Genomic DNA, 16,211 nt, shown 5'->3' on the forward strand with positions numbered 1-16,211 from the left:
CTTTTTTCATGGGCGCGACCAACATCAATCGCGCGCTGGCATGGCTGCTCCGGCCATCGCAGTGCGTGGCGAGCGCCACGCCCACCAGACCCGCAACCCAAGCAGCACCGCCATCACTGCCGCGTAGATCGACACCTCCGCAAAGTCGTGCTTCCCGGCCTTGTGCCACCAGTAGTGCAGGATGCCCAGCACTCCCGTCACGTAGACAAGCCGGTGCAGCCACTGCCAACGCTTGCCGCCAAGCCTGCGCACCATCGCGTTGGTCGACGTGGCGGCCAGCGGAATCATCAGCACGAACGCCGCGAAACCAACGGTGATGAAAGGCCGCTTGACGATGTCCTTGAGCATCGACGCCGGATCAAGCCCGCGATCGACCAGCAACCAGATCAGGAAGTGGATCGAGCCGTAGAAGAACGTGTACAGCCCAAGCATGCGGCGAAGCCGGATCAACCAGTTCATACCCGTGATTCGGCGCAGCGGCGTGATGGCCAGCGTGCAGCACAGCAGCACCAGCGTCCAAGTACCGGTCGAGCGCGTGACGAACTCCAGGGGATTCGGCCCGAACTGATCGGTCGCGCCCAGAAAGACGATGCGCAGGAACGGCACGAGCGCAACGACCCACACGATCGCCTTCAACACACGCAACTGCTTGGGCGGCAACATCAGCGGCAGCAGTGTCATGTCGGCCTCAGAAGTTCTTGCGCAGGTCCATGCCCGCGTAGAGCGGGGCGACCTGCTCGTAGCCATTGAACATCAGCGTCTTGCGCTTGGGCGCGAACAGGCCGCCGAAGCCGCCTTTGTCCTCGCCGATGCGGCGTTCGGTGGCCTGGCTCCAGCGCGGGTGATCCACGGTCGGGTTCACGTTGGAATAGAAGCCATATTCGTTGGCCGCAGCAAGGTTCCAGCTCGTCGGCGGCTGCTTGTCGACAAAGCGGATCTTGACGATGGACTTCGCGCTCTTGAAGCCGTACTTCCACGGCACGACCACGCGCACGGGCGCACCGTTCTGGTTCGGCAGCACCTGGCCGTAGAGCCCGAAGGTGAGCAATGCCAAGGGGTGCATTGCCTCGTCCAGGCGCAGGCCTTCGCTATACGGCCACTCCAGGACGGGGCTGCTGATGCCGGGCATCTGCCGCTTGTCGGCCAGCGAGATGAACTGGATGTACTTGGCGCTGCCCTGGGGTTCCACCCGCTTGATCAACTCGGCCAGCGGAAAGCCCACCCAGGGAATCACCATCGACCAGCCCTCGACGCAACGCAGACGGTAGACGCGTTCTTCCATTGGCGCGAGCTTCATCAGGTCGTCCAGGTCGTAGGTTTTGGGCGTCTTCACCAAGCCCTCCACGCTGACTTGCCACGGATGCGGGCGCAGCGTGCTGGCATAGCGCGCCGGGTCGGCCTTGTCGGTGCCGAACTCGTAGAAGTTGTTGTACGTGGTGACTTGGTCGTACGGGGTGGCTTTCTCCACGGTCGTGTACGCGGGATTCGGCTTGCCGGCCAACTTGGCCAGCGACGGGTTGGCGGCGAAGGCCTCGCGCGACGCCCACGGCGCCAGCGTTGCGCCGGCGGCGCCCATGGCGGCAGCGGCCAAAAAGCGACGGCGCTGCTCGAAGATGTGCTGAGGTGTGATCTCGCTGGCGGGGATGTCGTCGCCACGCAGCCAGCGGTCAGTCTTGATCAACATGATTCGTGGTCCTCGTTGTGCGGGAGCGCTGTCCCATGTGCGTTGGTCGTGCCCGCGCCGCCAACCTGACAGTGCGCGGGAAAAAAATATGGCGCTATTCCTTGCGGGGCGCTGGCCCGGTGAATTCGCTGTACTGCCGATAGACCACCTGGGCCACTTCCAGCAACTGCGTCCGCGCCAGCGGGCCGGCGACCGCAAACCCCAGGCCGCGATCCGCCCAATAGAACGCCATCGGTGGCGGGTGATCCACCGCAGGATGAATCGCCTGCAGCACGCGGTTGTCGGGGGCGAGCGTCTCCAGCCGGAAGCCGGTATCGCGGTTGTTCGGCATGCGCCGCAACTGCACGGAGATACGCGTGCCGCCGGGCCCTTCGTACATCAGCATGGCCGTGGGCGCATCAGCCACCACCGTCTGGCGCCCGCCGATGAGCCGGTAGCCGAGCGACGTCAGGTCGGGAACACGCAACTGCGCATCGAGCCGCCGCGACAACCATGTGACGAGATGCGCCTCTTCATTGGCCGGCACCTCCACCATGTGTTTCGACTCTGGAGAAAAGACGACGTGCGATACAAGTGCATCGTTGGCGAAACGCTGCATGGGCATGGTGCGCTCGACGGCACCTCGACCCAGCCAACCGGCGCCCGAGCCAATGGCCAGGCATGCAACACCCAGCGCCACGACACTCCAGCCACGCATCGCGCCAAAGCCGCTGGCCGCGGGGCGACGTGCTGCCGCGAGGATCTCCGCCGGAATGCGACGCTGCGGCACGGGTTCGTTGAGCAGCGGATCGAGCGCGTGGTGCAATTGCGCGTCCGTCTTGCGCCAGCCCGCGACCTCGGCGGCGGCGCCTGGGTGCGCAGCAAGGTAGGCCTCCACGACAGCGCGTCGCGCCGCGGGCAAGCGGCCGTCGGCATAGGCGTGGAGCTCGTCGATATGAATGGAATTGGAGGACATGGCGAGCCTCACTTCACGCGGTGCAGCGCAGCGCTGCTGCCGTCGCCAGATGCCGCAGGTGCCCGCGACGCTTCGGGCGAACCATTGAGCGCCACGCGCATCCGCTCACGCGCCCGCGACAGCCGCGACATCACCGTGCCCACAGGCACGCCCAGCACGTCGGCTGCTTCCTTGTAGGCAAACTGCTCCAGACCGACGAGCAGCAGTACCGCCCGCTGGTCTTCGGGAAGCGTCGCCAGCGCACGCAGCAGATCACGGCGCAAACCGGGGTCGTCGTCGACGGGGATCTCGGGGGGTGAGTCGCTCAGCTCGATCCGATCGGGCCGGCGCACGGCGTTCAGGTGCAGCCGATGCATGATGGTGAGCAGCCAGGCAAACAACCCGTCGCCCTCGCCCTTTGCGCCAATCTGCCCGATCGGCCCAAGCCTGGGCCGCAGCTGGAACCGCCAGCGGTAACGCCAGGCGCGTTCCAGCGTGTCCTGGACAAGATCGTCTGCACGGCTGGCATCACGCATCAGGCCGCGCGCGTGTCGGCGCAGGCGTGGCGTGAGCGCGATCAGCCGGCTGGCCAGGTCGGACATAGGGGCGCGAGCGAAGGCGGCGTGCTTACGGTTTGGCGACGTGCCAAACGTTCATGAAACCGTCTCCGGTCTGGTCGCCCGGCATCTTGTCCTTGGTCCAGAGGTAGAGCGGCTTGCCGCGATAGGCCCACTGCTTCTTGCCGTCGTCGCGCGTGATGATGGTGTAATCGCCGGACGGCTTGTCGGCGTCATTGGCAGCCAGCGGCGGCCAGTTCTCAGCGCACTTGCCGTTGCAGGCGCTCTTGCCGGCCATGGCGTCACGGTCGAACGTGTAAAGCGCCATGCCGTGCTGATCCGTGAGCGCGCCGTTGGTCACCTTGACGGCCGATGGCGTCGACGACGCACCCATGCCCATGCCGCTGCAGCCCGCCAAACCGAATGCGGCAAGCAGCACGGCACCGGCCAACGCGGCGCGCGGATTGAACAACTTCTGGGAAGCTGCAGACTGGCTCATCTTGTTCTCCTTGGATGGAGGGGCGCGCCGATCGCGCCCTCACTGAGCAGTAAACACGCTAGGCGCGTCTTTATTCCAGTCCGCCGAGAATTTTTTGTGACTGACGGCTTACAGTTCGCCGTAGCTGTGCAGGCCCGAGAGGAACATGTTCACGCCCAAGAAGGCGAACGTCGTGACCAACAGGCCAATCAGCGCCCACCAGGCCGCCATGCGACCACGCAGCCCTTTCATCAGGCGCATGTGCAGCCACGCGGCGTAGTTCAGCCAAACGATCAGCGCCCAGGTTTCCTTCGGATCCCAGCTCCAGTAGCCGCCCCAGGCGTCAGCCGCCCACAGCGCACCGAGAATCGTGGCGATGGTGAAGAACGCAAAGCCCACGGTGATGGCCTTGTACATCACGTCGTCCAGCACTTCGAGCGACGGGAGGCGATCGGCCAACACGCCGCGCTCCTTCAGCAAATAAGCCGCACCGACCATGGCCGACAGCGCGAACGTGCCGTAACCGATGAAATTGGCCGGTACGTGGATCTTCATCCACCAACTCTGCAGTGCCGGTACCAGCGGCTGGATCTCCTGCGCGCTGCGCGACACCGTGTACCACAGCAGAAAACCCACCGCCGCCGACACCACCAGCATCACGAACGGCCCCAGCGCGCGCGTCTTGTAACGCTGCTCGTAGTACAGATAGAACAACGACGTGATCAGCGTAAAGAGGATGAACACCTCGTACAGATTCGAGATGGGGATGTGGCCAATGTCTGCACCCACCAGGTACGACTCATACCACCGCACCAGCATGCCGGTCAGGCCGAGCACCACGGCTGCCCAGCACAGCTTGCTGCCGATCGATCCACCTGCTTCCCAGCGCAGCAGAAAACCCGTCCAGAAAAACAGCGTGGACAGGAAGATCAGTGCGCTCATCCACAGGATGGCCGACTGGCTGGCAAGGAAATACTTGAGGAAGAAAGCGTGCTCGGCGCGGGCGAGATCCGGGCCATTGGCGCCGGCGTATTGCGAGATACTGAACAGCGCCAACACGGCGATGCCAATCATCAGCACGCGCACCGGCTTCCACGTCCAGCCCAGCCATGCGAACGCGGGTACGGCCGCGACGAGAATGCCGCGCTCGTAGCCGTCCATGTATGCGCCATAGCGCGAGAAGGCATAACCGGCGCCGGCCGCCAGCATTGCAGCAAACAGCCAGTCAAACCAGCCTAGGCGGCGGAAATACGATGGGCGTTGCAGCGCGCCCAGATCGGCGCTCGCCATGGTCGTTTGGGGATTGCTCGCTTCCATCACCGGCTCACTTCGTTGGTTTGGGGTCGACGCTCGCTGCACCGGCGGCATCGGGGGCGCTTGGGGCTCCTGCTGCGGCGCGGATGTCGTGCTTGAGGCGCTCGAACTCGCGGTCAAAGTCGAGCGTGCGGCGCATGGTCGACATGGCGGTCAGCACATGTGCGCCGGAGGCGCTTTCGTTGGCTTGTCCGGATTGCGGTCGGATCCACAGCCACCAGCGGCGCTCTCGCACGTAAAACATCGAGAACACGCCCAGCACCAGCAGCAACGACCCAAGATACACGATGTTTTTGCCCGGCGCACGTGTGAGCTGGAACACGCTGGCCTGCACTTGCTGGAAGTCGGTCAGCTGCAGATACACCGGTGCACCGTAGAAGGCGTTGTCCGACAGCGCGTTGATGGCGCTTTGCAACCACTGGCTGCTGGCGGCATCCACGATGGGTGCCGGTTGGCCGTCCTGCGCGCGGGCCAGTTGCCACAACTCCCACATCGAGCTGTTGATGATCTTCATCAGCACATCGGCAGCCTTCTCGCGCTCGCCTTCGGGCACCGATTTCTGCAGGAATGTGGCAACCGCGGCAAAGCCGCCCTGTGCACCTGCGGTGCCGTCCTTTACATCGGCAGCGCCAGCAAAGAGGTCGAGCGCACGACGGGCGCTTTCCATCAACTGGTTGCGCAGTTCCGCACGCTGCTCGCCGGGCATGGAGAGCAGCGCAAACCGGCGCGCCGCTTCGCCCCGCATCGCCGGATTTTGCAGCGCGGCGCGCAGGCGCATCCAGTCGCCGACGGTGCCCTGTGCGTCCGCAGGAATGCGCAGGTAGCGGAATGGCTCGTCGGGCTGTGAGCGCATGCCGGCAAGGAACACCGACTGCCCGTCCAGCGTAACCGGCTGCATGTAATTGCTGAACTCGTGCGCCTGGCCGTTGGCGTCGCGCAGCTTGTACTGCACCGAGGGGCCGACGTTGCGCAGGTCGCGGTCGCGCGTCATCTTGGTCACGTTGCCAAGCTCCGCGCGCAGACCACTTTCCGCACCGCCCTTCTTGCCGACGCCGCGAGCGTCCTGCTTGCCCGAGGCGTCCGTCACCGTTTCGACATTCATCAGGCGGAAGTCGGAGAACTCGACCGTGTAGTCGCCACCCTTGCCGGTGAGCTTGGAGCTTTCGCCCACGACGCCCGACAAGTCGAACGTCTTGGCGTTATCACCTTGCATCGGGAAGCCGGTCAGCTTGAGTTTCGAGCCGCCATCTTCGAAGCTAGACTGGTAGATCGCCACGCCGTCATACACGAACGGCTTGTTCACCTCCACGCGCGCGGCGGTCTGCTTGCCGGTACGACGGTCGGTCACGACGATGTCGCTGGCGAACAGCTTTGGCATGCCCGTCGAATAATGCTCAACGGTGAACTTCTTGAGCGTGATCATGAACGGCAAGTCCTGGATCAACGCGCCATCGGCGATGTTCAGGATGGCCGTGCTGACGCTCGAACCTTCCGGCACGAACGCATTACCGCGGAAACCCGGGTTCGACGTCGAGAGCCGATGCTCCGACCCGATGTCGCTAATGACCGCATTGCCCTTGATGGGCGATTTGCCGCCAAACCACATCTGCGCGCGGATCATCATGTCGCCGTCGAGCAGCCCGCCGATGCAGATCACGACGATGGCCGTGTGCGCCAGGATGTAGCCGATCCTGTTGCCCGCCCCCGCCTTTGCGGTGATCAGCGTCGCACCACCCTCGCGCGCGAACGCCTTGATGCGGAAACCGCGGTTCTGGGCGAGCGCGGCCAGGCGTGCGGTCACGGTTGCGGCGTCGACGGTGGAATCAAATTCGTCCCGATGATGGAACGCGCGCAGGCTGCCTTCGCGCACGTTTTCGCGCCAGGAGCGCATGTCGGCCAGCATCTTGGGAGCATTGCGCACGATGCACAGCGAGGTGGACACCACCAGGAATGCCAGGATCAACAGAAACCACCACGCGCTATAGACGGTGGGCAGCGTCAGCGAGCGGAACACATCGGCCCAGAACGGCCCGAACTGGTTAACGTAGTTCGGGTACGGATCGTTCTGCTTGAGCACCGTGCCGATCACGCTGGCAATGGCGATCACCGTCAGCAGGCTGATGGCAAAGCGCATCGACGACAGCAGCTCGACCGCCTCGCGCAGTGCGCGGCGGCGGGAGCGAATCTGGACGCCGGAAGTGGAGACCGAAGACATGCGGGAAGACAACCTGTTCAGAAACGAAAACAGGGTGGCGATGCCAGGCGCATTGCCACCCCGTTCTTCTTGTTGATTGTGCGACCGTCACATGACGGCCAGGTGCGGCAGATTAGCGCAGGCCCGCAATGTAGTCGGCCACCGCCTTGATCTGCTGGGCCGTCATGCGACCGGCTAGATCGCGCATCTGTACGCTGTTCTTGCGGGTGCCGCTTTGGAACGCAACCAGTTGAGCTTCTGTGTATTCAGAGAATTGACCAGCGATACGCGGATACTGCGCCGGAATGCCGGCACCCGTCGGGCCGTGACAGCCGGCGCACGCTGCGATACCGCGCTTGGCGTCGCCGCCGCGATACAGCTTCTGGCCCAGCTCGATGGTGTCCTTGCTCTTGGCCGAACCAGGCTTCCAAGCCGCTTGCTTGCCCAGGTAGGCGCCAATGTCCTTCATGTCCTGATCCGACAGCGCGCCGGCGTACAGCGACATGACCGGCTGGTTACGGTCGGTCTTGGCCTTGAAATCCTTGAGCTGCTTTTCGATGTATTCGGCGTGCTGGCCAGCCAGCTTCGGGTTGACGTTCATGGCGCTGTTGCCGCCGGCGCCGTGACAACTGGCACACGCGGGCACGCCATTGGCGGGCACACCGGTGTTGAAGATCGTTTCGCCGCGTGCGGCGTCGCCCTTGGCGACTTTTTGCTCTTCGGCATGGGCCATGGAGAGGACCGATGCCAGGGACAGCGCTGCGACAGCAAAAACGTTCGCGATGCGGTTCATTCGCACACCTTGTTTAGATTGTTTTCGAATGCTGCGTGCGCCGCCCAATGCGGGACCCTGCGGCGCCGGGCATCCCCTTCTCCTCGTGCCAGACCAGCGCATGAAAACGGACCGGCCCGGGCCTCGGGGCGGTCCTGCGACGGATCTGGTGGGGACGTCCGTAAACCGGCGTATTGTACAATAACACCTCTGCAATGCGACCTCGCGGCGCAGCAACCACGCAGTTCTGAACTGCAGTTTACAGGTACTGCCGCGCATGTCGCTCCTGCATCAAGCCCGTTTCTTCATCACCGTCAATCATCTGCGTGATTTACCGGCGACCGCCGTGCCGGAAGTTGCGTTTGCGGGCCGCTCCAACGCAGGCAAATCCACCGCGATCAACATCCTGTGCAATCAGAAGCGGCTGGCGTTTTCCAGTAAGACGCCCGGCCGCACCCAGCACATCAACTATTTCTCGGTGATGCCCGCCAAGGCGGAAGACCCGCTCGGCTTCCTGGTCGACCTGCCCGGTTACGGCTATGCCGAAGCACCCGGCGAGACCAAATCGCACTGGGTTCACCTTCTGGGCGACTACGTCAAGGCGCGCCAACAGCTCGCCGGCCTCGTCATCATGATGGACGCGCGCCGTCCGTTTACCGACCTCGACTGCCAGATGGTCGAATGGTTCCTGCCGACAGGCAAGCCGATCCACGTGCTGCTCACGAAAGCGGACAAGCTGACCAACAACGATGCCTCGCGCGCGCTCATGGCGGCACGCAAGGTGCTGGCCGATTACCGCGCGCAGATCGACGGCGATGTGTCGCTCACGGTGCAGTTGTTCTCCAGCCTGAAGCGTCGCGGCATCGAAGAGGCGCAGCGAATTGTCGCAGGCTGGCTGTGCCTGCCCGAAGCGCTGGAACCGGAGCCGCAAGCCGAGCAGGCAAAAAAAACCCCGTCGCCAAACACGCAACGGGGGTAACGACCCCATCGAGCCATCGATGGGAACCCGCGTCAGGGAGGAGCCGCGGGGGACGCTGCATCAGCGTCGCTGGCGCATTGTCCGTGCATAGGATGGATAATCGCGACAAAGGTTTCGAAACTTCACAGTGTGTTCTTAGGGTCTGCTGAAATGATCGCGAGCTTCCCCGACCATCGTCCGCGCCGCATGCGCCGCGACGATTTCTCCCGCCGCATGATGCGCGAATCGCGCCTCACTCCCGACGACCTGATCTACCCGGTCTTCATCCTCGAAGGCACCAATGTGCGACAGGCCGTGCCGTCGATGCCAGGTGTCGAGCGCGTGTCGATCGATGTATTGCTGAGCGTGGCCGAGCAGTGCGTGCAGCTTGGCGTTCCGGTGCTGGCACTCTTCCCCGTTATCGAGCCCTCGCTCAAAACGCCGGATGGTATCGAGGCCACCAATGCCGATGGCTTGATCCCGCGCGCGGTAAAGGCGCTCAAGGCGCGCTTCCCTGAATTGGGCATCCTGACCGATGTGGCGCTCGATCCGTACACGAGCCATGGCCAGGACGGCGTGCTCGACGCCAACGGCTACGTGCTCAACGAAGAGACGGTGGATATTCTGATGCGCCAGGCCCTGGTGCAAGCCGAGGCCGGCGTGGACATCGTCGCGCCATCCGACATGATGGACGGCCGTATTGGCTCGATCCGCCTGGCGCTGGAGAATGACGACCACATCCACACGCGCATCATGGCCTACGCGGCGAAGTACGCTTCGGCCTTCTACGGCCCGTTCCGTGACGCGGTGGGCTCGGCGGCCAATCTGGGCAAGAGCAACAAGATGACTTACCAGATGGACCCGGCAAACTCGGACGAAGCGCTGCGCGAAGTGGCGCTCGACATCGCCGAAGGGGCCGACATGGTGATGGTCAAGCCCGGCATGCCGTATCTCGACATCGTTCGCCGCGTGAAGGACGAGTTTCGCTTTCCGACCTACGTCTATCAGGTCAGCGGTGAATACGCGATGCTAAAAGCCGCCGCGCAGAACGGTTGGCTGGATCACGACAAGGTCGTGCTGGAATCGCTGCTGGCATTCAAGCGCGCCGGCGCGAACGGCATCCTGACGTATTTCGCGTTGGACGCCGCTCGCCTGCTGCGCGCGTAATCAGGCCGTCGGCTTGACTGCCTGCGTCGCGCCGATCGCGCGGCGCAGGCTTTCCAGGAAGGTGTCAGCGCGCTCAAAGCCAACCACACGCGCCTTCAGTTCGCGACCCTGCGCATCGAAGAAGATCGTGCCGGGCGGGCCGAACAGGCCAAAACGCTTGAGCAGCGCTTGGTCATCAGCGTTGTTGGCCGTCACGTCGGCCTGCAGCAGCACCACATCGGCAAGTGCCCTGTGCACCCGCGCATCGGTAAAGGTCAGGCGCTCCATCTCTTTGCAGCTGACGCACCAGTCGGCGTAGAAATCGAGCATCACCGCACGCCCTGACGCGCTCGCGTTGCGCACTTCGGAATCGAGTTCGGCGATGCTCTTCACGCGCTTGAATGTCACGCCGTGTGCTTCTGCTTGCGCGGACGTGCCCGCCGATGCGCGAATCAGTCCGCCCAGCGGTTGCAGCGGATCGCGGCCGCCGGCGGCGACACCGACCAGCTGCGCCGCACCCGCCAGCGCGAGCACCACACCCGCGACCTTGCCTAAACGTTGCACGTTGCCCGCGCCATCCGGCAGCGAATCAAATGTCCGCAGAAATACGGCCGCGCCGATCAGCAACCCACCCCACGCAACCATCACGGCCCAGGCCGGCAACACCGGCTGCACGATCCACAGCGCCACAGCCAGCAGGATGAAACCGAACACCTCTTTGGTAACGATCAACCAGTGACCAGCGCGCGGCAGCAAGTTGCCCGCCCCCACACCTACAAGCACAAGCGGCACGCCCATGCCGATCGACATCGCAAACAACGCCATGCCGCCGATGGCGGCGTTGCCGGTCTGCGCGATATAGGCCAGCGCGCCCGCCAACGCTGGCGTCACACACGGGGACACAATCAACGCCGACAGCGCACCCATCACGACGGCTCCCACAATCTCGCCGCCTCCATGCTTGCTGGAAGCTTTTGTCAGGTGATCGCGCCAAGCCGCCGGCAATTGCAGTTCATACAGGCCGAACATCGACAGCGACAGCGCCACCATCAAGACAGCAAACGCGCCCAGCACCCACGCGTTCTGCAGCGCGGCCTGCAACCCCTGCCCGGCCAAACCGGCTGCCACACCCACGGTGGTATAGACGACGGCCATACCGAACACGTAAGCAAGCGACACGATTGCTGCGCGCGAGCGCGTCGCGTGTTCGCCGACCACGATCGCCGACAGGATCGGCAGCATCGGCAGCACGCACGGCGTGAAGGTCAGCAACAGCCCGAGCCCAAAGAACATCGCCGCAATCGCTCCCACATTGCCGCTGCCGAGCGTGCTGGCGATACGGCCGAGGGCGTCACCGGAGCTGGCGCCGTTACCACCTGTGGTCGACGCGCCGGGCGAGGCCGCAGCGGACTCCACCAGAAAACGGCTCTTCATGGGCGGATAGCACAGGCCCTGATCCGCACACCCTTGCGACGTGACGATCAACGTGAAAGGCGCCTTGGCGTTCTGCGCCTTCACACGGAATGCGACGTCATGCCGATAGGTCTCGACGTCCTTATTGAACGTCTCGTCAAACTTGACCTTGCCTGCCGGCATGTCAGGAGGCGCCAGCGTGACGGTTGCCGGATCCGCAGCCACTGCGAAGCGCTCACGGTACATGTAGTAGCCGTCGGCAATGGCGAACTTGACTTCGACAGTCTGGCCGTCGACCTGCGTGGCGGAGAAGCGGAACGCCTGCTCGGGCGGCAGGAAATCGTCAGCAGCAAGCGCGCGCATGGGCAGCGTCGCCACTGCGACGAACAATATTACCAACTGCACGACACGTCGCACGGACACGAACGAAGAGAAGGTCATATCAACGGCATCAAACATCAATTGGAAGGCAGGCGCGTTTCGTCGGCCACCCAGGCAAGATACGCCGGCAAGCCAATAGCTACCGGCACAGCGATGATCTCAGGGACCTCGTACGGATGCGCCTCGCGTAGCGCGACTTCCAGCGCCGGGTAAGCTGCCCGCGTGGTCTTGATCAGCAACGGGATCTCGGCGGCATGCTCGATCGCACCATTCCACCAATACGTCGACGCACAAGCCGGCAAGCGATTGACGCACGCCGCCGTCCGAGATTCCAGCAGGACCTTAGTTACGCGATCCGCACTTTCGGCATCGGGTAGGTTGGTCAGTACCAGCAGCACTTCAGTTCCGGCGGACATAGATACTCCAAGGATGCACGCTGACAGCCAGAACACCGAAAGCGGGCAACAAAAAAGCCAGGATGCGAATCCTGGCTTCATTGTAATGCGCGCCGCAGCACGCATTCTGGGGCTTGGCCAACGCGACGTCATGTCACACCGGCAAGCTTGGCCTGACCTTACTCGGCAGCGCCGTCGACTTCCACAGCCTCGGCAACTTCCGGACGATCGAGCAGCTCGACCAGCGCCATCGGCGCATTGTCGCCCTGGCGGAAGCCGAACTTCAGGATACGAGTGTAGCCGCCCGGACGGGTCGCGAAACGCGGGCCCAGTTCGTTGAACAGCTTGGTGACCATGTCGCGATCGCGCAGGCGGGCGAATGCCAGACGGCGGTTGGCGACGGTGTCCTTCTTGGCCAGCGTGATCAGCGGCTCGACAACCTTGCGCAGTTCCTTGGCCTTCGGCAGCGTGGTCTTGATCAGCTCGTGCTGCAGCAGCGAGTTGGACATGTTGCGCAGCATCGCGAGACGGTGCGACGAGGTGCGGTTCAGTTTCCGCAAACCATGACGGTGACGCATGATGATTCCTTCTTAGGAGTGTTTGACCAGCTCTTCTATCGCCGCCGCGTGTACAAACGCTGCGAGGCGCGGGCCGGTAGCTTTAACAATAAGCCACCCAAACAGCAATGGCAGGAAAACCGGCCGATGCCTGCGCACCGGCCGACAATTGCAACTTACTTCTCGAGACCTGCCGGCGGCCAGTTCTCGAGCTTCATGCCGAGCGTCAGGCCACGCGATGCGAGGACTTCCTTGATCTCGTTGAGCGACTTGCGACCCAGGTTCGGGGTCTTGAGCAGTTCGTTCTCGGTACGTTGGATCAGGTCGCCGATGTAGTAGATGTTCTCGGCCTTCAGGCAGTTGGCCGAACGCACCGTCAGTTCAAGGTCGTCCACCGGACGCAGCAGGATCGGATCGATCTGCGGTGCGCGGGCGGCGGCGGCCTCGGCGGCGCTTTCGGTGCCTTCCAGCGCGGCGAACACCGACAGCTGATCAACCAGGATGCGAGCCGACTGGCGAATCGCTTCTTCCGGCGAGATCACGCCGTTGGTCTCGATGTTCATCACCAGCTTGTCGAGGTCGGTACGCTGCTCCACACGTGCAGACTCAACCGCGTACGACACACGGCGCACCGGTGCGAACGAGGCGTCCAGCACGATGCGGCCGATGACCTTGCTCGACTCATCGCCGAACTTGCGCACGTTGCCCGGCACATAGCCGCGGCCTTGCTCGACCTTCAACTGCAGATCCAGCTTGCCACCAGCCGACAGGTTGGCGATCACGTGACCCGGATTGATGATCTCGACATCGTGCGGCAGTTCGATATCGGCGGCGGTCACCACACCCTCGCCTTCCTTGCGCAGCGACACCGTGACTTCATCACGGTTGTGCAGCTTGAACACCACGCCCTTCAGGTTCAGCAGCAGGTTGACGACGTCTTCCTGCACGCCATCGATGGTGGAATATTCGTGGACGACCCCAGCGATCGTGACTTCGGTCGGGGCATAGCCGACCATCGACGACAGCAGCACGCGGCGCAGCGCGTTACCGAGCGTGTGGCCATAGCCGCGCTCGAACGGTTCCATGACGACCTTCGCGTGATGATCGCCAAGCGGCTCAACCGCAATAATTTTGGGCTTCAGGAGTGCTGTTTGCATTAGGTTGTCCTATTTCAATACCCTCGGCTCGTTACACCGATAAGGCTGACGGATTGGACTGGAAAGGTTCCATCGCGAATGTAGCGACGGAAGACGCACGTGCCGCAATCGCGTTGCGGCACGTAACGATTCGGATTGGATCGGCGCCCGGGTATTGCAGGCGCGCGAACACAATATCGTTGACGATGAGCGTCCCCAAAAGGCGCACGAGCCCGCACTTTGCAGTACGGGCGTCGTCATTAACGCGAATACAGTTCGACGATCAGGCTTTCGTTGATATCGCCAGCGATATCCGCGCGATCCGGGGCTTGCTTGAAGGTGCCTTCCATCTTCTTGGCGTCCACAGCAACCCAGATCGGGAAGCCACTCTGCTCAGCCAGCGTCAGCGATTCGGCAATACGCACTTGCTTCTTCGACTTCTCGCGGATAGCAATCACGTCGCCCGACTTGACTTGAGCCGACGGCACGTTCAGAGCTTGACCGTTCACCAGGATCGCTTTGTGCGACACCAGCTGGCGTGCTTCAGCGCGGGTCGAGCCGAAGCCCATGCGATAGACGACGTTGTCCAGGCGCGATTCCAGCAGTTGCAGCAGGGTTTCACCCGTGTTGCCCTTGCGGCGATCGGCTTCAGCGAAGTAACGGCGGAATTGACGCTCCAGCACGCCGTAGATGCGCTTGACCTTCTGCTTTTCACGCAGCTGGTTGCCGTAGTCGGAGGTGCGGGCACCGGACGTGCGGCCATGCTGACCAGGCTTGCTGTCCAGCTTGCACTTGTCGGCGAGCGAGCGGCGTGCGCTCTTCAGGAAAAGGTCTGTACCTTCGCGGCGAGACAGTTTCGCCTTGGGACCGGTATAGCGTGCCACGTTATGTTCCTTCGTTATCAGTCATCCGTGGCGCATGGCCGCGGATGGTCCGCCTGCTCAGCCCTAACAACAGGACTGCAGCGAACAGTGGGCTTATGAAAAGACGAAACCCGCCTTCCGGGAAATCCGGAAGACAGGCAAGCGGGCAAGTATAGCACCCGCAGACCGACCTCGCCAGCAACTGGCGCGGTCGGTCGAATCACTTAGATGCGACGACGCTTCGGCGGACGGCAACCGTTGTGCGGCACCGGCGTCACGTCTTCGATCAACTGGATCTTGATACCCAGGTTGTTCAGAGCACGGACCGCCGATTCACGACCCGGGCCCGGGCCCTTGATGCGCACTTCCAGGTTCTTGATGCCTTGGTCCTGGGCCACGCGGCCGGCACTCTCAGCAGCTACCTGAGCGGCGAACGGGGTCGACTTACGCGAGCCCTTGAAGCCTTGGCCACCCGACGTCGCCCACGACAGAGCATTGCCCTGACGGTCGGTGATCGTGATGATCGTGTTGTTGAACGACGCGTGAACGTGCGCGATGCCGTCGGCGACGTTCTTGCGAACCTTCTTGCGCGCGCGCTGGGCGGCGGTATTCGCTGCTTTTGCCATAGTTCCTATCCTTTACCCGACGGATTACTTCTTGAGCGCGACGCCGGCCTTGCGCGGACCCTTACGGGTACGGGCATTGGTGCGGGTGCGCTGACCACGCATCGGCAGGCCCTTGCGATGGCGCACGCCACGGTAGCAGCCCAGATCCATCAGGCGCTTGATGTTCATCGTCGTTTCACGGCGCAGATCGCCTTCGACGAGGAACTTCTCGATTTCCTTACGCAGCGCGTCCTGGTCCGGATCCGTCAGGTCCTTGACCTTCTTGTCGGTCGGGATGCCAGTAGCCTCGCAAATCTTCTGAGCGCGCGAGCGGCCGATACCGTAGATCGCCGTCAGGCCAATCACGGTATGTTTGTGGTTGGGGATGTTGACCCCTGCGATACGTGCCATTCGTCAATCCTCTTTGCGAAATTAGCCTTGGCGCTGCTTATGACGCGGGTCCGACGAGCAGATCACACGCACCACGCCCTTGCGCTTGATGATTTTGCAGTTGCGGCAAATGCGCTTAACAGAAGCCAGCACTTTCATGATTTTCCTCTTCCTTCAATTCCAGTCCGCTCACTTCGCCCGGAATACGATGCGCGCGCGGGACAGATCATACGGGGTCAATTCGACCGTCACCTTGTCCCCGGGCAAGATGCGGATGTAATGCATGCGCATCTTGCCGGAAATATGGCCTAACACTACGTGGCCGTTCTCCAGCTTGACGCGAAACGTTGCGTTGGGGAGATTTTCCACTACCTCGCCCTGCATCTGGATCACGTCATCTTTAGCCATGTCCCTTCAGGTTCGTGCGATCACTC

The 16,211-nt window shown here is 62.9% G+C and carries 19 protein-coding genes; 2 read left to right on the plus strand and 17 right to left on the minus strand.

The annotated features are described in order from the left end of the window. Positions 1 to 24 precede the first annotated feature (24 nt). The 8 genes from msrQ to ACCD03_RS07200 all read right to left on the minus strand — a co-directional run bounded on the left by msrQ (position 25) and on the right by ACCD03_RS07200 (position 7,954). Positions 25 to 681 (minus strand): protein-methionine-sulfoxide reductase heme-binding subunit MsrQ, encoded by a 657-nt coding sequence (msrQ, locus tag ACCD03_RS07165; RefSeq protein WP_413411200.1) that lies wholly within the window; start codon positions 679 to 681, stop codon positions 25 to 27. A gap of 7 nt (positions 682 to 688) precedes the next feature. Further along, entirely contained in the window at positions 689 to 1,684 is a 996-nt protein-coding gene (msrP, locus tag ACCD03_RS07170; RefSeq protein WP_413411201.1) for a protein-methionine-sulfoxide reductase catalytic subunit MsrP, read from the minus strand. A gap of 94 nt (positions 1,685 to 1,778) precedes the next feature. After that, positions 1,779 to 2,639 (minus strand): anti-sigma factor family protein, encoded by an 861-nt coding sequence (locus ACCD03_RS07175; protein ID WP_045203021.1) that lies wholly within the window; start codon positions 2,637 to 2,639, stop codon positions 1,779 to 1,781. An 8-nt stretch (positions 2,640 to 2,647) separates the two neighbouring features. After that, the gene (locus ACCD03_RS07180) at positions 2,648 to 3,220 is read right to left on the minus strand and encodes an RNA polymerase sigma factor (RefSeq protein ID WP_045203020.1); all 573 of its coding nucleotides are present in this window, start codon (positions 3,218 to 3,220) and stop codon (positions 2,648 to 2,650) included. Positions 3,221 to 3,245: 25 nt separating this feature from the next. Beyond that, entirely contained in the window at positions 3,246 to 3,674 is a 429-nt protein-coding gene (locus tag ACCD03_RS07185) for an ATP-binding protein (RefSeq protein WP_325648702.1), read from the minus strand. A gap of 108 nt (positions 3,675 to 3,782) precedes the next feature. Continuing rightward, positions 3,783 to 4,943 (minus strand): c-type cytochrome biogenesis protein CcsB, encoded by a 1,161-nt coding sequence (gene ccsB, locus ACCD03_RS07190; protein ID WP_394373673.1) that lies wholly within the window; start codon positions 4,941 to 4,943, stop codon positions 3,783 to 3,785. Positions 4,944 to 4,977: 34 nt separating this feature from the next. Continuing rightward, positions 4,978 to 7,182: a cytochrome c biogenesis protein ResB gene (locus tag ACCD03_RS07195; RefSeq protein ID WP_325648700.1), complete on the minus strand. Its 2,205-nt coding sequence runs from the start codon at positions 7,180 to 7,182 to the stop codon at positions 4,978 to 4,980. A 112-nt stretch (positions 7,183 to 7,294) separates the two neighbouring features. Beyond that, the gene (locus tag ACCD03_RS07200) at positions 7,295 to 7,954 is read right to left on the minus strand and encodes a c-type cytochrome (protein WP_325648698.1); all 660 of its coding nucleotides are present in this window, start codon (positions 7,952 to 7,954) and stop codon (positions 7,295 to 7,297) included. 256 nt (positions 7,955 to 8,210) lie between these two features. Between ACCD03_RS07200 and yihA the strand changes: the two genes are divergently transcribed. Continuing rightward, positions 8,211 to 8,912, plus strand: coding sequence for a ribosome biogenesis GTP-binding protein YihA/YsxC (gene yihA / locus ACCD03_RS07205; RefSeq protein WP_045203015.1), 702 nt, complete (start codon positions 8,211 to 8,213; stop codon positions 8,910 to 8,912). A gap of 150 nt (positions 8,913 to 9,062) precedes the next feature. Then, positions 9,063 to 10,058, plus strand: coding sequence for a porphobilinogen synthase (hemB, locus tag ACCD03_RS07210; protein WP_325648695.1), 996 nt, complete (start codon positions 9,063 to 9,065; stop codon positions 10,056 to 10,058). Here the strand turns inward: hemB and dsbD are convergent, their stop codons facing one another. The 9 genes from dsbD to infA form a co-directional block, all read right to left on the minus strand. After that, the gene (gene dsbD, locus ACCD03_RS07215; RefSeq protein WP_413411202.1) at positions 10,059 to 11,891 is read right to left on the minus strand and encodes a protein-disulfide reductase DsbD; all 1,833 of its coding nucleotides are present in this window, start codon (positions 11,889 to 11,891) and stop codon (positions 10,059 to 10,061) included. It abuts the gene before it with no gap. Positions 11,892 to 11,908: 17 nt separating this feature from the next. Continuing rightward, positions 11,909 to 12,247 (minus strand): divalent-cation tolerance protein CutA, encoded by a 339-nt coding sequence (cutA, locus tag ACCD03_RS07220; RefSeq protein ID WP_413411203.1) that lies wholly within the window; start codon positions 12,245 to 12,247, stop codon positions 11,909 to 11,911. Between the two features lie 158 nt (positions 12,248 to 12,405). Further along, positions 12,406 to 12,804, minus strand: a complete 399-nt coding sequence (rplQ, locus tag ACCD03_RS07225; RefSeq protein WP_024977878.1) for a 50S ribosomal protein L17 — start codon at positions 12,802 to 12,804, stop codon at positions 12,406 to 12,408. Positions 12,805 to 12,959: 155 nt separating this feature from the next. Beyond that, positions 12,960 to 13,940, minus strand: a complete 981-nt coding sequence (locus tag ACCD03_RS07230) for a DNA-directed RNA polymerase subunit alpha (protein ID WP_004634508.1) — start codon at positions 13,938 to 13,940, stop codon at positions 12,960 to 12,962. 239 nt (positions 13,941 to 14,179) lie between these two features. Then, positions 14,180 to 14,803 carry a 30S ribosomal protein S4 gene (rpsD, locus tag ACCD03_RS07235; protein ID WP_004634505.1) on the minus strand — a complete coding sequence of 208 codons (624 nt, stop codon included), beginning with the start codon at positions 14,801 to 14,803 and terminating at the stop codon, positions 14,180 to 14,182. 203 nt (positions 14,804 to 15,006) lie between these two features. Next, complete coding sequence (rpsK, locus tag ACCD03_RS07240; protein WP_003264143.1) at positions 15,007 to 15,408, minus strand: 30S ribosomal protein S11; 402 nt, start codon at positions 15,406 to 15,408, stop codon at positions 15,007 to 15,009. A 24-nt stretch (positions 15,409 to 15,432) separates the two neighbouring features. Further along, entirely contained in the window at positions 15,433 to 15,798 is a 366-nt protein-coding gene (gene rpsM, locus ACCD03_RS07245) for a 30S ribosomal protein S13 (RefSeq protein WP_004634501.1), read from the minus strand. 21 nt (positions 15,799 to 15,819) lie between these two features. Beyond that, positions 15,820 to 15,936 (minus strand): 50S ribosomal protein L36, encoded by a 117-nt coding sequence (gene rpmJ / locus ACCD03_RS07250; RefSeq protein ID WP_003264141.1) that lies wholly within the window; start codon positions 15,934 to 15,936, stop codon positions 15,820 to 15,822. Between the two features lie 30 nt (positions 15,937 to 15,966). Beyond that, positions 15,967 to 16,185: a translation initiation factor IF-1 gene (gene infA, locus ACCD03_RS07255; RefSeq protein ID WP_012734373.1), complete on the minus strand. Its 219-nt coding sequence runs from the start codon at positions 16,183 to 16,185 to the stop codon at positions 15,967 to 15,969. Between the last annotated feature and the right edge of the window lie 26 nt (positions 16,186 to 16,211).

The organism is Ralstonia sp. Ralssp135 (genome assembly GCF_047304345.1).
GTDB lineage: Bacteria > Pseudomonadota > Gammaproteobacteria > Burkholderiales > Burkholderiaceae > Ralstonia > Ralstonia chuxiongensis.